Raw genomic sequence first — 18,543 nt, 5'->3', positions numbered from 1 at the left:
AGAGCGCCGTGCACGAGTACCGCGGGACCGAGGTCGTCGGGGCGTCCGGCGACCGGTTCGACGAGATCCTGACCCCGGAGGCGGTCGCGTTCGTGGCGCGGCTGGACGACCGGTTCGCCGCCCGGCGCGCGGAGCTGCTGGCCGAGCGGCGGCAGCGGCGGGAGGAGTTCGCGGCCGGGGCCGTCCCGGACTTCCTGGCCGAGACCGCGCACGTCAGGGACGACCCGTCGTGGCGGGTGGCGCCGGTCGCGCCGGGGCTGGCGGAGCGGCAGGTGGAGATCACCGGGCCGCCGGACCGGAAGAGGGCGCTGAACGCGCTCAACTCCGGGGCGCGGGTGTGGATGGCGGACTTCGAGGACGCCACCTCGCCGACGTGGCGGAACCTGGTGTCCGGCCAGGTGAACCTGCTCGACGCGGTGGAGGGGCGGATCGAGTTCACCGCGGAGGGCGGGAAGCGCTACGAGCTGGGCGGCTCGCCCGCGACGATCGTGGTGCGACCACGCGGGTGGCACCTGGTGGAGAAGCACCTGATCGTCGGCGGGCGACCGGTGTCGGCCTCGCTGTTCGACTTCGGGCTGTTCCTGTTCCACTGCGGACGGAGGTTGGTGGAGCGCGGTCTCGGGCCGTACTTCTACCTGCCGAAGCTGGAGGGGCACCGGGAGGCGCGGCTGTGGAACGACGTCTTCCTGTTCGCGCAGGAGGAGCTGGGGCTGCCGCGCGGGACGATCCGGGCGACGGTGCTGATCGAGACGATCACGGCGGCGTTCGAGATGGAGGAGATCCTGCACGAGCTGCGGGAGCACAGCTCGGGGCTCAACGCGGGGCGGTGGGACTACGTCTTCAGCGTGGTCAAGAACTTCGGGGACCGGCCGGGGTTCGTCCTGCCCGACCGGGCGCGGGTGACCATGGAGGCGCCGTTCCTGCGGGCCTACACCGAGCTGCTGGTGCGCACCTGCCACAAGCGGGGGGCGCACGCGATCGGCGGGATGGCGGCGTTCGTGCCGAGCCGGGACGCCGAGGCGAACGCGGTGGCGCTGGACGCGGTCGCGGCGGACAAGCGGCGCGAGGCCGGGGACGGGTTCGACGGGTCGTGGGTGGCGCACCCCGGTCTGGTCGGGGTGTGCGCGGCGGCGTTCCCCCGGCCCGACCAGCTGGACCGGCTGCGGGAGGACGTGGCGGTGACCGGCGCGGACCTGCTGGCGGTGGACCGGACCCCTGGGCGGGTGACCGAGGCCGGGCTGCGCGGGAACGTGTCGGTCGCGGTGCGGTACCTGGAGTCGTGGCTGTCCGGGGTGGGCGCGGCGGCGATCGGCGGGCTGATGGAGGACGCGGCCACGGCGGAGATCTCGCGCTGCCAGGTGTGGCAGTGGGTGCGGCACGGGACGCCGCTCGCCGAGGGCGGGGTGGTCGGCGAGGGGCTGGTGCGGGAGGTGCTGGAGAAGGAGCTGCTGGAGGTGGCCCCGGAGCGGCGGGAGGCGGTGCGGGAGGTGTTCGTGGAGAACGCGCTGGCGGAGCGGCTGCCGCTGTTCTTCACGACCAGGGCTTACGCGCGGCACCTGGCCGGTCGCGGGTAGTGGTCGGCGAGGGGGCCTCGTGGGGCGGCCCCCTCGCCGCGTCCGGGCTGGTCACGCGGGGTGCTCCGGGGTTCGGGGCCGCGGGGGTGGCACCATGTCGGTGGCGTGGCCGGGCGGTGGGGTTCGAGGGGCGGGGTCGAGGGGTGGGTTCGGTGGAGTCCGGTGGTGGGGGCGCGGGGCGGGCCAAGCGGGCCGACGCCCGGCGCAACCAGGAGGCGCTGCTCGACGCGGCCGCGGCGGTGTTCGTGACGTCCGGGGTGGAGGCCCCGGTGCGGGACATCGCGGCCAGGGCCGGGGTGGGCGTGGGGACCATCTACCGGCACTTCCCGACCCGCGCGGACCTGGTGATCGCGGTGTTCCGGCACCAGGTGGACGCCTGCGCCGAGGCCGGGCCCGCGCTGCTGACCTGCTGCGCGTCGCCGCACGAGGCGCTGCGGCGGTGGGCCGACCTGTTCGTGGACTTCCTGGTGACCAAGCACGGCCTGGCGTCGGCGATGCGGTCCGACGACGAGGGGTTCCAGGCGCTGCACGCGCACTTCCTGGAGCGGCTGCTGCCGGTGTTCGAGCGGCTGCTGTCGGCGGCGGAGGCGGCGGGCGAGGTGCGGGAGGGCGTGGTGGCGCAGGAGGTGCTGTTCGCCATCGGCAACCTGTGCATCGGCGCCGACCTGGACCCGTCGTACGACGCCCGGCGCGTGGTGGGGTTCCTGGTCGACGGGCTGCGCGCCGCCGGGTGACCGCCCCCCGCGCGGCGGGGAGCGGTCGGGCGCGGATCAGCCCTGGTGGGGGGCGGCGACGTCGAGCACCCAGGTGACGCCGAAGCGGTCCTCGAGCATCCCGTAGAGCGGGGCCCACGCGGACGGCGCCAGCGGGGCGAGGACCTGCGCGCCCTCGGACAGCGCCTTCCAGCGGGTGGTGAGCTCGGCCTCGTCGTCGCCGCGCACGGAGACGAAGAACGGGGCGGCGCCCGCGTCCCACTCGCGGGACGGCGGGACGTCGTAGGCCATCACCGCGAAGCCCTCGGGGGAGGTGACCTGGCCCCACATGACCTGGTCGGCCTGCTCCGGGGTCTCGGCGGCGTGGGCGTCCGCGTAGGTGACCGCGACCAGGTGGCCGCCGAAGACCTCGCGGTAGAACTCCAGGGCCGCGCGGGCGTCGCCGCGGAAGTTCAGGTGGGGGGTGACGTTCACGGTCATCGGTGGTTCTCCTCGGTGTGCCGTCGTGCTGTGGGGACGACACTCGCAGGGGTAGCGGCCAGTTTGTGGCCGCTACTCCCGCGCGTGAGGGGAAGTCGTCAGCGGTTGGCCGGTTCCAGGGCGGTCACTCCCTCCCTGGACTCGGCCAGGTGGTCGTCGACCACGGTGTCCCTGGCCTCCACGCCCGCCGGGACGACCGCGCCGGGCAGGAGCACCGAGCCGTGCACGAGCGCGCCCGGTTCGACCACCGCGCCGGGGAACACGACGCTGTCGCGCAGGTCGACGCCGCGCAGGTCCACCCCGTCCGGGAGGCGGTGCGGGAGCAGGCTGCCGGTCAGCGGGTCGAAGCGCGGCGGCTCGCCCGCCAGGGTCCTGGGCAGTGCGTCGAGCGGGAGCGGGGACGGGGTGGTCAGCAGCTTCAGGTGCTCCTCGCGGTAGCGGGCGACGGTGCCGATGTCGGCCCAGTAGCAGGAGATCGGGTGGGCCAGGACGCGGTGGCCCTGCGCGATCATGTGCGGCAGGACGTCGCGGCTGATGTCGTGCTGCCAGGCGTCCTGCGGCTGCGCGTCCAACTCGGCGAGGACCCGCTCCAGCACGTCCGCCTTGAACAGGCAGAACGCGGTGAACACCAGGTCCGAGGTCGGGTTCTCCGGCTTCTCCACGAGCCTGCGCACGGCCAGCGCGTCGTCCACCTCGACCATGCCGAACAGGGACACGTAGCGGCGCTCGATGCGCTGCACGCCGATCGTGACGTCCGCGTCCGCCGCCCGGTGGGCCGCGACCATCGGGCCGTAGTCCAGGTCGTAGACGTGGTCGGCGTGCTGCACCAGGACGTCCCGCGCGCCCGGCGCGAACACGTGCTCCGCGTTGGCCAGCAGGGCGTCCGCCGTGCCGCGCTCCGGCGGGCGCTCCGGCAGCGGGCCGTCGTGGCCGGAGCGGACGAGGGCGTCGTGCGGTCCGAAGTGGACCCTCAGGCCGTTGCCGTCCCAGTTGCGGCGCAGGTGGTCGATCAGGTCGCGCTCGCGGTGCAGCGACATCAGCACCACCTCAGGGATGCCCGAGCGGACCGCGTTGGCGACGCTGAAGTCGACCAGCCTGCACGAGGCCGCGTACGGCACCAGCGGTTTGCAGGTGTGGTCGGTGAGCCTGCCCATGCGCTCGCCGAGACCTCCGGCGAGCAGGGCGGCGCGGACGTCGGCGGTCACCAGGTCCTCCCCTGCGGACGGGACTGCGGGAGCAGCTCGCGCAGCAGGCGCGCCGAGGTGGCCGCGCCCTGCTCCCTGGGGACGAGGGCGTCCTCGTGCTCGACGTAGAGCGCGCCGGTGAAGCCGACGTCGAGCAGCGCGGCGGTGATGGCGGGCCACGGCAGCTCGCCCGCGCCCAGGGTGCGGAAGCGGATCGCGGGGCCGGGGCCGTAGCGGGACCAGCCCGCGCCGCACGGGTCGCCGGGTCCGGTCCAGCGCTGGAGGTCCTTGGCGTGGGCCGCCGCCGTCCGGTCGCCGAGGCGGTGGACCGCGGCCACCGGGTCGTGGCCGACCGCCGCCAGGTTCGCCACGTCCAGGCACAGTCGCACGTCGGCCGGGTGGTCCCCGGTGGCGTCGAGCAGGGCCTCGGCGCTGGCCGGGTCGTAGGCGACCTGCTTGGGGTGGGGTTCGACCAGGACGGTGACGCCCAGCTCTGCCGCCAGGTCGAGGAGTGGGGTGGCCGCCTTGCGCCAGTGGTCGACGTTGTCGGACCAGGAGACGTCGCTGTGCCACCAGGACAACCAGCGGGACAGGTCGGGGACGCCGAGCATCAGCCGCACCTGGGGGACGCCCAGGTCGGCGGCGGCGCGGAGGGTGGCCTCGGCGTGCCGCCTGGCGTGGGCGGCCTTGTCCTCGGCGGTCCCCCGGTGGACCGGGTCGGTGTGCGGGCCGTGCGGGCCGAGCAGGAGCTGCGTGTCGCGGCTGTTGCTCAGGCAGCCCACGCGCGCGCCGCGCAGCGCCTCGGCGGTCTCCTCCCGGTAGCGGGGGTCGCGCTGCCAGCGGACCGCGTCGAACAGGCCCGAGGTGGTGTCGGTGGGCAGGTCGACCACGTCGGCGCCGGCCGCCGCCGCGAGCGCGGCCGTGAGGCCCGAACCGCCCCAGGACGCCAGGCACAGGCCGAGCCGGACGGGCGGGGCGGACGGGGTTTGGTCCACTGTGGACACTTCGGGTTCCCGTCGCCTCGGGACCCTCGCGAGGTCGAGCAGCCAGGCGGAGTGGTCCTCGATGGCGCGCGGCAGCACGATCTCGCCTGCCCGCTCGCAGGACTGGAGCGCGGCGCGGACGGTGCGGGCCGGCTCGTCCACCGGCAGGACCTCGGTGACCGGGAGCGTGGCGCGCAGGCGGATCTCCAGCTCCGCCAGGAACTCCGGGCAGCCGTGCGGCACTCCCCCGCCCACCGCGATCGGGAAGGGTTGCGCCCCTGGGGTTCCAGGGAGCAGGCCCGCCGCCTCGGCCGCCGCCCTCGCGCCGGTGACCAGGTCGTCGAGCGCCCGGTCGACGATGCCCGCCGCGACCTCGTCGCCGTCGACCCAGGCCCGGCAGACCTGCGGGGCCAGCGCCGCGACCGCCGCCTTGGGGTGCGACCGGTCGGCCAGCTCGCGGGCGAGCGCGGCGGGTGAGGGGTGGTAGGCGTCGGTGAGGGCCGTGCGGGGGCCTCGGCCGTCCGCGCCGCGCACGGCCGCCCGCAGGCCCGCCAGGCCCAGGTCGAACGCGCTGCCCTCGTCGCTGCCGAGGTACTCGCAGCCGCCCACCCGCACCGGGGGCGCGTCGCCGGAGCAGGCCAGGAAGCCGGACCCGGTGCCGCACACCACGACCACGCCCCGGCCGCCCAGCGCGACCAGCCACGGCAGGGCGTCGTTCGACACCACCACCGGTCCGCGCAGGCCCGCGTCGAGCGCGAGGTCGCGCAGCCTGGCCAGCTCCTCGTCCGGCGCGGCCGGGTCCAGGGTGGCGGTGGCGATCCAGCCCGCGCCGCCGATTTCGGCCAGGTCCGCGAGCAGCGCGCGCCACTCGGCGTCCGCGTCGTCGGACGAGGCCGGGTTGACGCTGCCGCGCCGCGCCAGCCCGCCGGGGCCGACGACGGCGGTGTCGCTGCCGCCGGCGTCCACCGCCCACAGCGGGCTCGCCCGGACCCCGGAGTCGTCGAGGAGGCTCATCGCAGCCTCACCAGCGCGGCCCGGACCTCTTCTTCGGTGACGTCCTCGGCGATCACCGTGGCGCCCAGCTCGACCGGCAGCACGAAGCGCAGGCTGCCGTCCCGGATCTGGCGGATCTTCAGCAGCGCCGCCACCACGTCGTCCACCCTCGGCACCGCGCCCAGCTCCTCCAGCGCGACCGGCAGGCCGAGGCGGCGGATGAGGGCGGTGACCCGGTCGGCGACCTCGGGCACGACCAGGCCGCGCGCCCGCGCCACGTCCACCGCGACGACCATGCCGAACGCGACGGCCTCGCCGTGCAGCACCGGGCCGTAGTTCGTGACGGTCTCGACGGCGTGGCCGGTGGTGTGGCCGAAGTTCAGCGGTCGGCGCAGGTCGATCTCGTACGGGTCGCGGCCGACCAGCTTGGTCTTGATGGCGCCCGCCGCGTGCACGAGCACGTCGATGGCGGGCGAGGCGCAGGCCAGCAGGTCGTCGGCGTTGGCCTCGATGTAGTCGAACAGCTCGGGCGAGGCGATGACGGCCTTCTTGACCACCTCGGCCAGCCCGGAGCGGATCTGCCTGGTGTCCAGGGTGCGCAGGTGCTCCAGGCAGGAGATGACGGCCTTGGGCTGGTAGAAGGCGCCGACGAGGTTCTTGGCCTCGCTGTGGTCCACGGCGACCTTGCCGCCGATGCCCGCGTCGACCTGGGCGAGCAGCGTGGTCGGCATGTTCACGTAGGGCACGCCGCGCATGTAGGCGCTGGCGACGAAGCCGACGGTGTCGACCACGACGCCGCCGCCGAGCGCGATGACCACGTCGCGGCGGGCCAGGTTCACCTCGGCGAGCCAGTCGATCAGCTCGAACGCGGTGGTGAGGGACTTGGACTTCTCACCGGCGCGGATCGCGGTCCGGCCGATGAGCTGGCCGCGCGCCGCCAGCTCGGCGCTGACGCGGCCCTCGTGCAGGTCGGCGACGACGTCGTCGGTGATGACGACGGCGCGGCGACCGTCCAGCTCGGTCAGCAGCGCGTCGACCGCGCGGTCCACGTCGGGGAGGACGTGGATGCGGTAGTCGTCGTCGCGGGTGACGTGGACGTCGACCTGGTCGAGGTTGCCGGGAAGGGGGATGTTGTCGTGGATCCGGTAACCAGCGGGACTGTCCATACGCTCCTCCGGGGATCGCCTGAGAAGGGGACGTGTTGGCACCTCGACCATCTCAGAGTTACGTTGGGGCCACAAATCCGTAACGTTACGTGGTCAATCGGGGGTTACCGGGTGCCTGTAACCGCACAACGTCGTTCCTCGTCGCTCGGGCTGATCGCGGCGGCGGCCAGCTGGGGATTGTTCTGGGGTGGATGGGCTGCCCTGCTGCCGGACTTGAAAACCGCCGTGGGCGTGGATGACGCGGAATTCGGGCTGGTGCTGTTCGGGATCCCGATGGGGGCGCTCGCCGGGATGGTGCTGACGGCGCCGCTGGCGCGGGCGCTGAAGCAGTGGACGCTGCCGGTGGTGCTGGTGGCTTTCGCGGTGGCCTGCGTGCTGCCGGGGTTGGCGTCGGGGGCGCTCGCGTTCGGGGCGGCGCTGGCGGCGGTGGGGGCGACGTCCGGGGCGATCGAGGTGGCGCTGAACAGCACCGTCGCGGCGCAGGAGGCTCGGGACGGGACGCGGTTGTTCAACCGGGTGCACGCGGCGACGCCGCTGGCGATGGTGCTGGCGGCGCCCGCGGTGGGGTTCGCGCGGTCGCAGGGGGTTTCGCCGCTGCCGGTGCTGGTGGTGGTGTCGGTGCTGGTGCTGGTCAGCGCGGGGTTGGCGGTGGACCGGGGCGGGTGGTCCGGGGGTGGGGCCGGGGCTTCGGGGTCTGGTTCGGGGTCTGGGTCCTCGGGGTCCGGTTCCGGTTCGGAGCGGCGGTTGCCGGCGCCGGGGTTGCTGGCGTTCGGGTTGCTGGCGGCGGTGGTGCTGTTCCTGGAGAACGCGGTCGAGCAGTGGGGCGCGCTGCACCTGGAGCAGGGCATGGGCACCGGTCCGCTGCTGGGGAGCGCGGCGCCCGCGTGCTACATGGCGGGGCTCGCGGTGGGGCGGATGGTGGCGCAGTGGCGCGGCGACCGGGTTTCCGGGCGGGTGCTGGTGATGGGCGGCGGGGTGCTCGCGGCGATCGGCATCGGGGTGGCGTCGCTGGCGGCGGCGCTGGAGCTGTCGCCGCTGCTGGCGCTGGCCGGGTTCGCGCTGGCGGGGGTGGGGATGGCGCCCGCGGTTCCGACGCTGATGGGGCTGGCCGGGTCGTCGGTGGACGACGAGCGGCGGCCGGGGGCGATCGCGACGGTGACGACGGTGTCGTACCTGGGGTTCCTGGGGAGCCCGCCGCTGGTGGGGTTGTTGGCGGGCGGGATCGGGTTGACGGCGGCGTTGGGGGTGCTGGCTTGCGGCGGGTTGGTGGTCGCGGCGGCTTCGGTGGTGGTGCGGGAGCCGGGCGGGGGGCGCTCGGATCGGGTTGGCGGGGATGGGGTTGGTGGCGAGGTTGGTGGCGGGGGTTCGGCGGACGCGGCCAGGTGAGCAGGCGCGGCTGGACGAGCGGGCCGGGCGCGACGGGCAGGTACGACGGGCCGGTGGTGGGACGGGCGAACGGACCGTTCATCGGGTGCGACTGAGCGGACCGTTCATCGGGAAGGCGGGTGCGGGGTCGTGCGGTGGGGGAACGGGGTGGGGGTGTGGTGGGTTTTGTGGGGGTTGGGGGTTCCCGAGGGCATGACCGCTAGTCGCCCCCTCGTCGTTTTCGCTGTTCACAGGCTTGATCACACTTTCCCGCCCACCGCCCGCCGGGAGGGTGCGGGAGGCCGCAGCGTGTGGGGTGGGAACGGGGGTACGTGATGAGGGTGCTGGTCATCGGGAGCGGGTACCTGGGTGGTGCGGTCGCTGGGCGGCTGCGGGCTGGTGGTGTTGACGCTGTGGTGTGCTCTCGGCGGCGGCCGGGGGCGGCTTCTGCTGGTGGGGCGCCTTGGCGGGAGTTGGACGTTCGGGATGGGAGGGCCTGTCGGGAGCTTGTTGCGGAGCTCGCGCCCGAGGGGGTTGTGGTGGTGCACGGGCCATCCGACATCACCTGGTGCGAGGCGAATCCCGAGCTCGCCCGTGAGGCTCATGCCGGTGGGGCTCGGAACATCGCTGACGCCGTTGAGGGGCGGCACGTGGTGTTGATATCCACCGACAACGTGTTCGACGGGACTCGGGCCAGCAGCGGGGAGTCCGACCCGGTCTCGCCCGCGAACGCCTACGGCGCGGCGAAGCTCGCCGCTGAGCGGACGTTCCTGGAGCGGGGCAGCGCGTTGGCGCTCCGGGTCAGCCTGGTGCACGGGTGGGACCCGGACGGGTTGCGGCCGAACTTCGCCACCACCTGCGTGCGGGCCCTGCGGGACGGGCGGGAGCTGGACGTGCCCGAGGACCACTGGAACACGCCCGTGCACGTGGACGACGTGTCGGCCTGGGTGGTGGCGTTGATGGGGGCCCGGCGCACCGGAGTGCTGCACCTCGGGGGGCCCGATCGGCTCAGCCGGCTGGAGTGGGCGCGGCGGATCGCCGACGCGCAGGGGTTGGACGCGGGGTTGTTGCGGCCGGTGCGTCGTGCGGACAGCGCGTACGCCTGCCGTCCCGAGAACGCCTGCCTGCACAGCGAGCGCGCGGCGCTGCTGCCCGAGCTGGCCGGGTTGGCACCGGAAGGGGTGGACGTGAGCGCGCGCCGGTTGCCCCAGGAGGGCTGACGCGGGCAAGGGCAACCCTGAGCAGGACCAGCTGGAGCAGGACGACCCGAGGAAGTCCGAGCAGTGGAGGACCGTTGACGCAGCAGCACACCGACCCGACCGGCGCAGCGAACCCGAACCCGAACCCGGCCCAGCACCCGACCCGGCACCCCGTCCCCACCCCCACCACCCAGGCCGGCGCGCGGGCCACGCCCGACGCCTCCCCCGCGCCCGTCCGCGCCGAGCACCTGTTCCTCGCCAGCAAGCGCGCCGTCGTCACCTACGCGCCCGACGAGTCCGGCGAGCTCCGCGCCTGGCTCGCCCCCGGCGGCACCGGGAACGTCGTCGCCGAGCAGGCCGGGTACCTCGACGTGTCCTGGATCGCCAGCGCCGACACCGACGACGACCACCGCGCGGTGGAGCAGAACCCGGACGGCGCGGTCGTCGAGCTGCCCTCCGGGCGGTCCATCCGGCTGCACCAGATCCGGCACGACCGCGAGGTGTTCCGGGCCGTGCAGGACCTGTTCACCGCCGAGCTCATGTGGGCGGGCAACAACTACGGCTGGGACCGGTGGACCACGCCCACGTTCGACGGGTCCACGCGCGAGGTGTGGGAACTGTTCGGGCGCTTCACCGAGGACTTCGCGGACGAGCTGCTGCGCCGCTCCGAGGGCGTGGACTCACCGGTGTTCCTGGTGCACGACTACCAACTCGTGCGGGTGCCGCAGCACGTGCGGGCCGCGCGGCCGGAGGCGCCGATCCTGCTGTTCGTGCACATCCCCTGGCCGTCCGCGGACTACTGGCGGATCATGCCCAAGCAGGTCAGGACGAGCGTGCTGGAGGGGATGCTCGCCTCCGACGTCATCGGCTTCTTCAGCGCCCGCTGGGTGCGCAACTTCCTGGCGTGCGTGAGCGACCTGCTGCCGGACGCCGAGGTGGAGGGCACCTCGGTGCGCTGGCGCGGGCGCACCACGCGGGTGCTCGCCCAGCCGCTCGGGTACAGCCCGGAGACCGTGCGGCGCCGGGAGTCCGCGCTGCCGCCGGGGATCGCCGAGTGGGCCGGTGACGCCAAGCTCGTGGTGCACTCCGGGCGCACCGACCCGATCAAGAACGGGTGGCGGGCGGTGCGGGCGTTCACCCGCGCCGTGCAGGACAACCCGGAGCTGCGCGGGACGAAGATGCTGGTGCGGATGAACCCCAACCGGCTGTACGTGCCCGCGAACGCCGACTACGTGCGCCGGGTCGAGGAGGAGGTCGAGCGGGCCAACGCCGAGCTGGGCGCGGACACCGTGCGCACGCACTGCGACAACGACGTGAACCACACCTTCGGCTGCTTCGAGCGGGCCGACCTGCTGGTGTTCAACTCCACTGTGGACGGTCAGAACCTGAGCGTGTTCGAGGCGCCGCTGGTGAACCGGCGGGACGCGGACGTGGTGCTGTCGGAGCTGGCGGGCGCGGCGGAGATCCTCGGGCCGGTGTGCCGGGAGGTGAACCCGCAGGACGTCGCCGAGCAGGCCGAGGCGATCGCGGCCGGGCTGCTGTCCCCGCGCGAGGACCGGGCGCGGGCGGCGCAGGTGCGGCGGGACACCGCGCGGCCGTGGACGCTGGAGCGGTGGGTGGACGACCAGCTGGCCAGCCTGGGGCTGCGCTGATGACCGCGCACGGCACCAGGCCCGGCGACCTCGGCCAGGAGAGCGCCCGGCAGGGCAGCCAGGCCGCGCACGACGCCGCCTACTACGGCCTCGGCGACGCGCTGCTGGTGCGCGGCGAGGGCGTGCGGGTGTGGGACGAGTCGGGGCGCGAGTACCTGGACTGCGTGTCCGGCACGTTCAACCTCGTGCTGGGGCACAACCACCCCGAGGTGGTGGCGGCGGTCAAGCGGCAGGCCGACGAGCTGGTGTTCGCCAGCTCCTCGTTCCAGACCGCGCCGACCAACCGGGTGCTGGAGCTGCTCGCGGAGCTGGCGCCGAACGGGCTGGACCGGGTCAACCTGCGCAGCGCGGGCGGGTCCACCGCCAACGAGGGCGCCATCAAGATGGCCCAGTGGCACACCGGCAAGCGCGACGTGGTGGTGCCGTTCCGGGGCCACCTCGGCCAGACCATCGCGACCGCCAGCTACAACGGGACCTCGCGGATGCGCGAGCCGTTCCCGTACCACCTGCCGGGCGCGGTGCGGGTGCCGGACGCCTACTGCCACCGGTGCTTCTACGGCAAGACGCCGGACTCGTGCGGGCTGTGGTGCGTGGACCGGATCGAGGACTTCCTGCGCTACGCCTCCTCCGGGAGCGTGGCGGCGATGGTGGTCGAGCCGATCAGCGGGGTGGGCGGGAACATCGTGCCGCCGCCGGGGTACCTGGCGCGGCTGCGGGAGTTCTGCACCGAGCGCGGGATCGTGCTGGTGTTCGACGAGAACCAGACCGGGCTCGGGCGCACCGGCAGCGTGTTCGCCGCCGACCACTTCGGCGTCACCCCGGACGTGATCACCGTGTCGAAGGGGCTGACCGGCAGCGGGCTGCCGCTCGCGGCGATCATCACCACCGAGGAGCTGGTGGGGATGCCGCGCTCGATGCACGGGTTCACCTACGGCGGGCACACGCTGTCCGCCGCGGCGGCCGTCGTGACGCTGGAGATCGTGCGGCGGCCGGAGTTCCTGGCGCACGTGCGGGAGGCCGGGTCGGTGCTGCTGGAGCGGTTGCGGGCGCTGGAGCACCCGGCGCTGGACGAGGTGCGCGGGGTCGGGCTGATGCTCGGGGTGGAGCTGGCCGAGCCGGACGGGTCGCGCTCGCCGAGGCTGGCGACCGCGCTGCAGGAGCGGTTGGCCGCGCGCGGGGTGGTGACCAGGGTGTCCGAGCACGGCGAGGGCAACGTGATCGAGCTGCGACCGCCGCTGGTGCTGAGCGTCGAGGACGCGCACCTGGTCGCCGACCGGTTCGGAGAGGCGTTGGACGGGCTGTGAGCGGTGGGATGACGGGCCGGGTCGGGCCGGGGGTCGCCGCCCCCGGCGCGCTCGGGCGGGTGGTCGAGCTGGGCGCGGAGGGGCCTGCGCTGGTCGCCGGGATCGCCGTGCCCGGCGGTGGCGCGCTGGTCGAGGTGGAGCTGATGGGGGTGTGCCGGTCGGACCTCAAGGAGGTCGCGGGCACCAGGGGCGGGCCTGGGCAGTTCGGGCACGAGCTGGTCGGGCGGGTCGTGGAGAGCGACGTGCCGGGGCTGCACGCCGGGATGCGGGTGTGCCTGGACCCGAACCGGCCGGTGACGCGCGGCAGCGGGTTCGCCGACCGGCTGCGGGTGCGCGGGGACGCCGAGGAGGTGCGGCTGGCGCTGCCCGCCGTGCCGGAGGGGGTTCCGGCGCGGCGGCTGGTGTTCGCGGAACCGGCGGCGTGCGCGGCGCACTGCCTGGGCGCGGTGCGGCGGCACCTGGGGACCGAGGTCGCCGGGAGGTCGGTGCACGTGCTCGGGGCCGGGATCGCCGGGGTGCTGATCGCGGCGCTCGCCGAGCGGGCCGGGGCGCGGGTGGCGCTGCGGAACCGGTCGGCGGACCGGTTGGGGTTCCTGCGGGAACGGGGCGTGCTGCTGTCCGCTGTGGACGGTGCGGACGGTGCGGGCGATCTCGAACGGCCGGACGCGGTGGTCGTCGCGGCGAGCTTCGTCGTGGACGAGCTGCTGGTGGAGGCCCTGGACCTGGTGCGACCCGGTGGTCTGGTGCTGCTGTACGGCGGCACCCGCGCCGGTCAGCGGCTGGCCGGGCTGGACGTGGACCTGGACGCGGTGCGGCGCGGCGAGCTGCGGGTCGAGGCGGTGTGGCGGGGCTCCCCCGTGGTCGTGGGCGGCAGCTACGGGACCGCGCCGGAGGACTTCGCCACCGCCATCGGGGCCGTCGCCGATGAGCGGCTGGGCGTGGAGCGGCTGGTGACGCGGGAGGCCCGCCTCGCCGAGCTGCCGGACGTGCTGCGGGAGCTGGTGTCGGGTCGGCAGCTCGGCAAGGTCGTGGTCACCCGGTAGGTCACCCCGGTAGGTCACCGGGGCAGGTCACCCCGGTGGATCACATGGCCCTGGTGTCGCGGGGCGGGGCGACCGGCTCGTGGTCCTCGGCCTGCCCCGCCTCCATGCGGCGCCCGCGCTCCAGCTCGGCGTCCAGCTCCGCGCCGAGCAGCAGCGCGATGTTCGAGATCCACAGCCACACCAGGAACACCACCACGCCCGCGAGCGGCCCGTAGGTCTTGTCGTACGAGCCCGCGTGGGTGGCGTAGAAGCCGAAGCCGAACGAGGCGATCACCCACAGCAGCACCGCGAGCAGCCCGCCGGGCGTGATCCACAGCCAGCCCGGCTGGCGCACGTTCGGCGAGGCCCAGTACAGCAGCCCGATCGCGGCGCTGGCCAGCAGGAGCAGCACCGGCCACTTCGCCAGGTCCCACACCGCGACGGCCTCGCGGCCCAGGCCCACCAGGTCCCCCACCCACACCGCGACGTCGCCGGTGAGGGCCGTGCCCGCCGCGACCAGCGCGAGCAGCACCACGACCCCGAGGGTCAGCAGCACGCGCAGCGGCAGGACCTTCCACAGCGGGCGGCCCTCGTCCACCTCGTAGATGGCGTTCGCCGCGCGCATGAACGCGCCGACGTAGCCGGAGGCCGACCACAGCGCGGTGGCCAGGCCGAAGATCGCGACGGGTCCGGCGACGGACGGGCGCAGGCTGTCCAGCGCCTGGATGAGGATGTCGCGCGCCGGGCCGGGGCCGAGCGCGGACAGGCTGTCCACGAGGGTCTGCTTGGCGTCCGGGCCGAGGATCCCCAGCAAGCCGGTGAGCAGCAGCACTCCGGGGAACAGCGACAGCACGGCGTAGTAGGTCAGCGCGGCGGCGCGGTCCATCAGGCCGTCCTCGGTGAACTCGGCGGCGGTGCGCTTGAGGACGGCCCACCAGGACCGCTTGGGCAGCTCGGTGGGCGCGGCGGGTGACTGGGCCATGACCGGCGGTTTGCCCGATCGGGGGTCACCCACACCACACGGTTGACCTGGCGTGACCGGGGTAGTCGGAATGGAGGCTTGGGGAGAGGAGACGGTCATGGAGCAGGTCACCGCCGCCACCGACCGGGCGGACCCGTCCACCGGGGAGCTGGTCGGCAGGCTGAGCGAGCAGGTGAGCAGGCTCGCCCGCGAGGAGATCCGGCTCGCGGTGCTGGAGGTGCAGGAGAAGGGCAAGAAGGCCGGGCGCGGGGCCGGGCTGCTCGGCGGCGCCGGGGTGCTGGCCTGGTTCGGCGTGATGGCGCTGGTCGCCGCGCTGATCCTGGGATTGGCGCAGGTCATGCCCGCCTGGGGCGCCGCGCTGGTGGTGGCGGGCGGGGTGTTCGTGGTGGCCGGGGCGCTGGCGCTGATCGGGCGCGGGCAGCTGCGGCGGGCCGCGCCGCCGATCCCCGAGCAGGCCGTGGCCGGGGTCAAGCGCGACCTGGCCGCCGTGAGCGAGCGGGCGCACCGGTGACCGGGCCAGGAGGCATCCCGCAGAACCGGCGGGAGCTGGAGCTCGACATCCAGCTGACCCGGCAGGAGCTGGGCGACACGGTCGAGGCGCTGGTGCACAAGGTGGACGTGCCCGCGCGGGCGCGGGAGGCGGCCGAGGACGTGAAGGCTCGGGCGTCGGACGTGGTGGACGAGGTCAAGGGGAAGGCGGCAGAGGTGGCTGGTGAGGCGAAGGTGAAGGCGGAGGAGCTCGCCGACGGGGCCGCCGCGGTGGCCGGTCAGGCGCGGGCGAAGGCGGAGGAGCTGGCCGGGGAGGCCAAGGTCAAGGCCGCCGAGGCCGCGGAGAAGGCGGCGGAGAAGGTCGGCGCGGTCGCGGGCGAGGCCAAGGTGAAGGTCGGCGCGGTCGCGGACGAGGCGAAGGTGAAGGCGGCGGAGGTCGCGGACCGGGCCGCGGTCGTGGCCGACCAGGCGCGGGGCAGGGCCTCGTACGCGGTCGAGCAGCTGCCGCCGCCCGCCCGCCGGGCCCTCAGGGAGCACCCGGCCGCGGTGATCGCGGGCGTGGTGGCGGTGGGGCTGCTGGTGTGGCGGTTGGCGCGGCGCGGCAGGTGAGGGGTGGCCCGGCGCGCCCAGGGGCGGCGCGCCGGGCTGGTGGTCAGGCGGCCAGGCGCAGCACGGCGGACAGGCCGCGCGGGCGGTCCACCGAGCGCTCGCTCGGCAGCAGGTAGACGGGCATCCCGGCGCGCACGGCCGCGCCGTCCTTGACCGGGTCGTCGCCCACGTACAGCACCCGGCCGGGCAGCTGCTCCTTGGCGACGGCGAACAGCTCGGGGTCGGGCTTCTCCACGCCGTGCTCGCAGGAGAGCACCACGACGTCGAGCAGCTCCAGCACCCCGGCCGCCGCGAGCGCGGGGCGCAGGTCCCAGCCGATGTTGCTGAGCACGCCCAGCCCCAGGCCGCGGGCGCGCAGCTCGGTGAGCACCGGGAGGGCGTCCGGGTAGGGGCGCCAGCCCGCCGGGTCGGTCAGACCCGCGTAGACGGCCTCCACCACGCCGTCCGGGAACGGTCCCGCCGCGGCGATCAGGCCCGTCCACACCGCGCGGTGCGCCTCCACGGACAGGTCGCCGCCCTTGCGGGCCTTGAGCGAGGCCGGCGAGTCGACGTGGGCGAGCACCCGCCGCAGGGTTGTCGCCGCCTCCGGCTCGGGCAGGCCGGTGCGGGCGGCGAGGCCACGGGCGTCGAGCACGCCGGTGTCGTCGAAGAGGGTGCCCGAGAAGTCGAACAGGACGGCGTCGAACGTGCTGTCGTTGTCCACGTGTCCCCACCGTAGTGAGGGTGGGGCGGGTCGGCGCGGTGCGGCGGTGTGCGTTCCCGCAGTCGCGCGCGGGGCCTGGTGGACGGCGGGGGTCAGAAGAACTCGTCCAGGAGTTGGTAGTAGTCCACGCGCCACGGGTCGGTGCGGGCGAGGACCTCGTGGGCGGCGGGGGTGGCGCCGTAGGCGGGGTTGAGGTCGGGGTCGCCCGCCGAGCGGGCCAGCAGGGCCAGGTCCTGGTGGCGGTCGGCCAGGCCGAGCCTGCCGACGTCCAGGATTCCGGTGACGCTCAGGGTGTCCGGGTCGAGCAGGACGTTGGGCAGGCTGAAGTCGCCGTGGCACACCGCCAGGTCCCGCTCCTCGTGCGCCGCCGCCCGGTCGTGGCCCGCGCGCAGGAGGTCCAGGAGGTCGGGGGCGGTGCGGCCGAGGCGGGGGGCGTCGAAGTCGGACTCGTCGACCAGCCCTGCGGCGACGTGCGCGGCGGCTTCCGGGACGGTGATCGCGAGGCGGCGGTCGAACGGGCAGTCCGGGAGGGCGTGCAGGACGTCGAGGAACGCCAGCAGGGCCGCGATCGCGGCGGGGACGGCGGTGGGCGGCAGGTCGGAGGCGGGCGTGCCGGGGAGGGTGGTGGTGACCAGGGCGCCGGTGTCGGACCAGTCGACCACCTCGGGCGCGCCGACGGGGGTGGTGGCGAGCCAGAGCAGGCGGTCGCGCTCGGCGGCGAGGGCGGTGACGTCGGCGGAGGTCTTGCGGTGGTGGCGGCCGTCCGGGCTGCGGCGCACCCGCGCGCCGGACAGGCCGGTGGTCACGGGGGTCCAGTCGTCCACGGGGTCAGTGTGCCGGTCAGAAGCGGTCGAGGAGGCCTGCGGGGTCGAAGGCGGTGAACGGGCCGCAGACGCGCAGGCCGCAGCGGGACAGCTCCGGGTGTCGGACGGCCACCTCGGGGCGCAGGATCAGCAGGTCGGGGACGTGGTCGACGGGGACGGGGCGGCCGAGGACCACACCGTCCAGGTCCAGGGGGCGGGAGGTTCCGCCGCGGTCCACGGCCAGGCCGAGGAGGGCGTCGCCCAGCTGGCGGGCCTGGGTGAGGACGAGGGTGATCAGCCGGTCCCTGGTGTCGGGGTCGGCGTCCAGGGCGGACTCCTCCACGACGGCCTCGGGCGCGACGCGGCGGATCTCGCAGCGGACCACGGGGTCGGCCGGCGCCACGCCGCGCGAGGCGGTGGGGCGCTCGACGCGCCTGGGCGACCAGCCGGTCCGGTAGAGGGCGGTGAAGCCGTCGGCCATGCGCTGGTTCCTCACTCCGCCCGGCCGGACGCGAGCGATCCGGTCGGGAACCCTGCCACACCGTTCGGTGACCCAACAAGCACCTTGCGTGACCGCCCGCCTGTGGGGATGCTCACCCCGGCTCGGACGGGGGTCCCCCGGCGGGCGCGTGGCCCCCGGCCGCGCCGCGCCGTGCCGCCCCCCGGTGGCCCCCTTCTGGGCGAATTGTCCGTATCCTGTGGCCGCCCGACCCGGAACCGGAGCGCTCTCCGCCCCCACCACCACCCCAGGAGTCCGCACATGCCCCCTGCCAGACGGGCCGACGCGCTGGTCAACCGCGAGCGCATCCTGGAGGTCGCGCGGGACGCGCTGGCCGAGTCCGGGTGCGCCTCGCTGAACTCCATCGCCAAGCGCGCGTGCGTCGGCGCGGGGACGCTCTACCGGCACTTCCCGACCCGCGAGGAGCTGGTGCTCGCGGTGTACCGGCACGAGGTGCAGCGGCTGGTGGACCGGGCTCCCCGGCTGCTGGCCGAGGTCGGGCCCGAGGAGGCGTTCCGGCGGTGGGCCTCGGGGCTGGCCGGGTACGTGAAGGTCAAGCACGGGCTGGGCGAGGCGTTCAGCGCGGCCACGCGGGAGAACCTGGTCAGCGAGTCCTACGCGCAGGTGTCCGCCGCGGTCGCGGCGCTGCTGGCGGCCGGGACGAGCGCGGGGGTGTTCCGCGAGGGGCTGGCGGCCGACGACGTGCTGCTGCTGATGGGCGGCATGTGGCGGGTGCCGCCGGGCCCGGACGGGGAGCGGCAGGCCGAGCGGGTGCTGGGGCTGGTGGTCGCGGCGCTGCGGGCGTAGCGAGGTCCCACCCCCG

18 protein-coding genes are annotated in these 18,543 nt (G+C 74.9%); 10 read left to right on the top strand and 8 right to left on the bottom strand.

Annotated features, from left to right (window positions below):
• Nucleotides 1-8 precede the first annotated feature (8 nt).
• Nucleotides 9-1,574: a malate synthase A gene (gene aceB / locus AMIR_RS10040; RefSeq protein WP_015800842.1), complete on the top strand. Its 1,566-nt coding sequence runs from the start codon at nucleotides 9-11 to the stop codon at nucleotides 1,572-1,574.
• Nucleotides 1,575-1,726: 152 nt separating this feature from the next.
• Nucleotides 1,727-2,308 carry a TetR/AcrR family transcriptional regulator gene (locus AMIR_RS10035; RefSeq protein ID WP_015800841.1) on the top strand — a complete coding sequence of 194 codons (582 nt, stop codon included), beginning with the start codon at nucleotides 1,727-1,729 and terminating at the stop codon, nucleotides 2,306-2,308.
• 36 nt (nucleotides 2,309-2,344) lie between these two features.
• Here AMIR_RS10035 and AMIR_RS10030 read toward each other — a convergent pair whose 3' ends face one another.
• The 4 genes from AMIR_RS10030 to aroB form a co-directional block, all read right to left on the bottom strand.
• Nucleotides 2,345-2,767 (bottom strand): VOC family protein, encoded by a 423-nt coding sequence (locus AMIR_RS10030; RefSeq protein WP_015800840.1) that lies wholly within the window; start codon nucleotides 2,765-2,767, stop codon nucleotides 2,345-2,347.
• Nucleotides 2,768-2,865: 98 nt separating this feature from the next.
• Nucleotides 2,866-3,972, bottom strand: a complete 1,107-nt coding sequence (locus AMIR_RS10025) for a sugar phosphate nucleotidyltransferase (RefSeq protein WP_015800839.1) — start codon at nucleotides 3,970-3,972, stop codon at nucleotides 2,866-2,868.
• Nucleotides 3,969-5,948, bottom strand: coding sequence for a TIM barrel protein (locus AMIR_RS36875; RefSeq protein WP_015800838.1), 1,980 nt, complete (start codon nucleotides 5,946-5,948; stop codon nucleotides 3,969-3,971). Before AMIR_RS36875 ends, AMIR_RS10025 begins: the two co-directional genes overlap by 4 nt.
• Nucleotides 5,945-7,093 (bottom strand): 3-dehydroquinate synthase, encoded by a 1,149-nt coding sequence (aroB, locus tag AMIR_RS10015; RefSeq protein WP_015800837.1) that lies wholly within the window; start codon nucleotides 7,091-7,093, stop codon nucleotides 5,945-5,947. The genes AMIR_RS36875 and aroB overlap by 4 nt, the downstream gene beginning before the upstream one ends.
• Before the next feature lie 231 nt (nucleotides 7,094-7,324).
• On the opposite strand from aroB, the gene AMIR_RS42660 reads away from it, so the two are divergent.
• From AMIR_RS42660 to AMIR_RS09990, 5 genes are all read left to right on the top strand, one after another.
• Nucleotides 7,325-8,479 carry an MFS transporter gene (locus tag AMIR_RS42660; protein WP_143760686.1) on the top strand — a complete coding sequence of 385 codons (1,155 nt, stop codon included), beginning with the start codon at nucleotides 7,325-7,327 and terminating at the stop codon, nucleotides 8,477-8,479.
• A 314-nt stretch (nucleotides 8,480-8,793) separates the two neighbouring features.
• A complete protein-coding gene (locus AMIR_RS10005) occupies nucleotides 8,794-9,678 on the top strand; it encodes an SDR family oxidoreductase (RefSeq protein WP_143760685.1) in 885 nt (294 codons plus the stop codon).
• 74 nt (nucleotides 9,679-9,752) lie between these two features.
• Nucleotides 9,753-11,309 (top strand): trehalose-6-phosphate synthase, encoded by a 1,557-nt coding sequence (locus tag AMIR_RS10000; protein ID WP_015800834.1) that lies wholly within the window; start codon nucleotides 9,753-9,755, stop codon nucleotides 11,307-11,309.
• On the top strand, nucleotides 11,309-12,613 hold the full coding sequence (locus tag AMIR_RS09995) for an aspartate aminotransferase family protein (RefSeq protein WP_015800833.1): 1,305 nt from the start codon (nucleotides 11,309-11,311) through the stop codon (nucleotides 12,611-12,613). Before AMIR_RS10000 ends, AMIR_RS09995 begins: the two co-directional genes overlap by 1 nt.
• Nucleotides 12,610-13,656: an alcohol dehydrogenase catalytic domain-containing protein gene (locus AMIR_RS09990; RefSeq protein ID WP_143760684.1), complete on the top strand. Its 1,047-nt coding sequence runs from the start codon at nucleotides 12,610-12,612 to the stop codon at nucleotides 13,654-13,656. The genes AMIR_RS09995 and AMIR_RS09990 overlap by 4 nt, the downstream gene beginning before the upstream one ends.
• 40 nt (nucleotides 13,657-13,696) lie before the next feature.
• Here AMIR_RS09990 and AMIR_RS09985 read toward each other — a convergent pair whose 3' ends face one another.
• Complete coding sequence (locus tag AMIR_RS09985) at nucleotides 13,697-14,617, bottom strand: YihY/virulence factor BrkB family protein (protein ID WP_015800831.1); 921 nt, start codon at nucleotides 14,615-14,617, stop codon at nucleotides 13,697-13,699.
• A gap of 97 nt (nucleotides 14,618-14,714) precedes the next feature.
• On the opposite strand from AMIR_RS09985, the gene AMIR_RS09980 reads away from it, so the two are divergent.
• Nucleotides 14,715-15,128: a phage holin family protein gene (locus AMIR_RS09980; RefSeq protein WP_015800830.1), complete on the top strand. Its 414-nt coding sequence runs from the start codon at nucleotides 14,715-14,717 to the stop codon at nucleotides 15,126-15,128.
• Complete coding sequence (locus AMIR_RS09975) at nucleotides 15,125-15,715, top strand: DUF3618 domain-containing protein (protein ID WP_015800829.1); 591 nt, start codon at nucleotides 15,125-15,127, stop codon at nucleotides 15,713-15,715. Before AMIR_RS09980 ends, AMIR_RS09975 begins: the two co-directional genes overlap by 4 nt.
• Before the next feature lie 43 nt (nucleotides 15,716-15,758).
• Here AMIR_RS09975 and AMIR_RS09970 read toward each other — a convergent pair whose 3' ends face one another.
• The 3 genes from AMIR_RS09970 to AMIR_RS09960 form a co-directional block, all read right to left on the bottom strand.
• Nucleotides 15,759-16,418 carry an HAD family hydrolase gene (locus tag AMIR_RS09970; RefSeq protein ID WP_015800828.1) on the bottom strand — a complete coding sequence of 220 codons (660 nt, stop codon included), beginning with the start codon at nucleotides 16,416-16,418 and terminating at the stop codon, nucleotides 15,759-15,761.
• 92 nt (nucleotides 16,419-16,510) lie between these two features.
• Entirely contained in the window at nucleotides 16,511-17,242 is a 732-nt protein-coding gene (locus tag AMIR_RS09965) for an aminoglycoside 3'-phosphotransferase (RefSeq protein ID WP_015800827.1), read from the bottom strand.
• A gap of 16 nt (nucleotides 17,243-17,258) precedes the next feature.
• Nucleotides 17,259-17,702 (bottom strand): hypothetical protein, encoded by a 444-nt coding sequence (locus tag AMIR_RS09960; protein ID WP_015800826.1) that lies wholly within the window; start codon nucleotides 17,700-17,702, stop codon nucleotides 17,259-17,261.
• 279 nt (nucleotides 17,703-17,981) lie between these two features.
• Between AMIR_RS09960 and AMIR_RS09955 the strand changes: the two genes are divergently transcribed.
• Entirely contained in the window at nucleotides 17,982-18,527 is a 546-nt protein-coding gene (locus tag AMIR_RS09955; protein ID WP_015800825.1) for a TetR/AcrR family transcriptional regulator, read from the top strand.
• Nucleotides 18,528-18,543 lie beyond the last annotated feature (16 nt).

The sequence above is a fragment of the Actinosynnema mirum DSM 43827 genome (assembly GCF_000023245.1).
Taxonomy (GTDB): domain Bacteria; phylum Actinomycetota; class Actinomycetes; order Mycobacteriales; family Pseudonocardiaceae; genus Actinosynnema; species Actinosynnema mirum.
The sequence above is the reverse complement of the archived record's forward strand: the minus strand, read 5'-3'. Positions and strand labels throughout refer to the sequence as shown.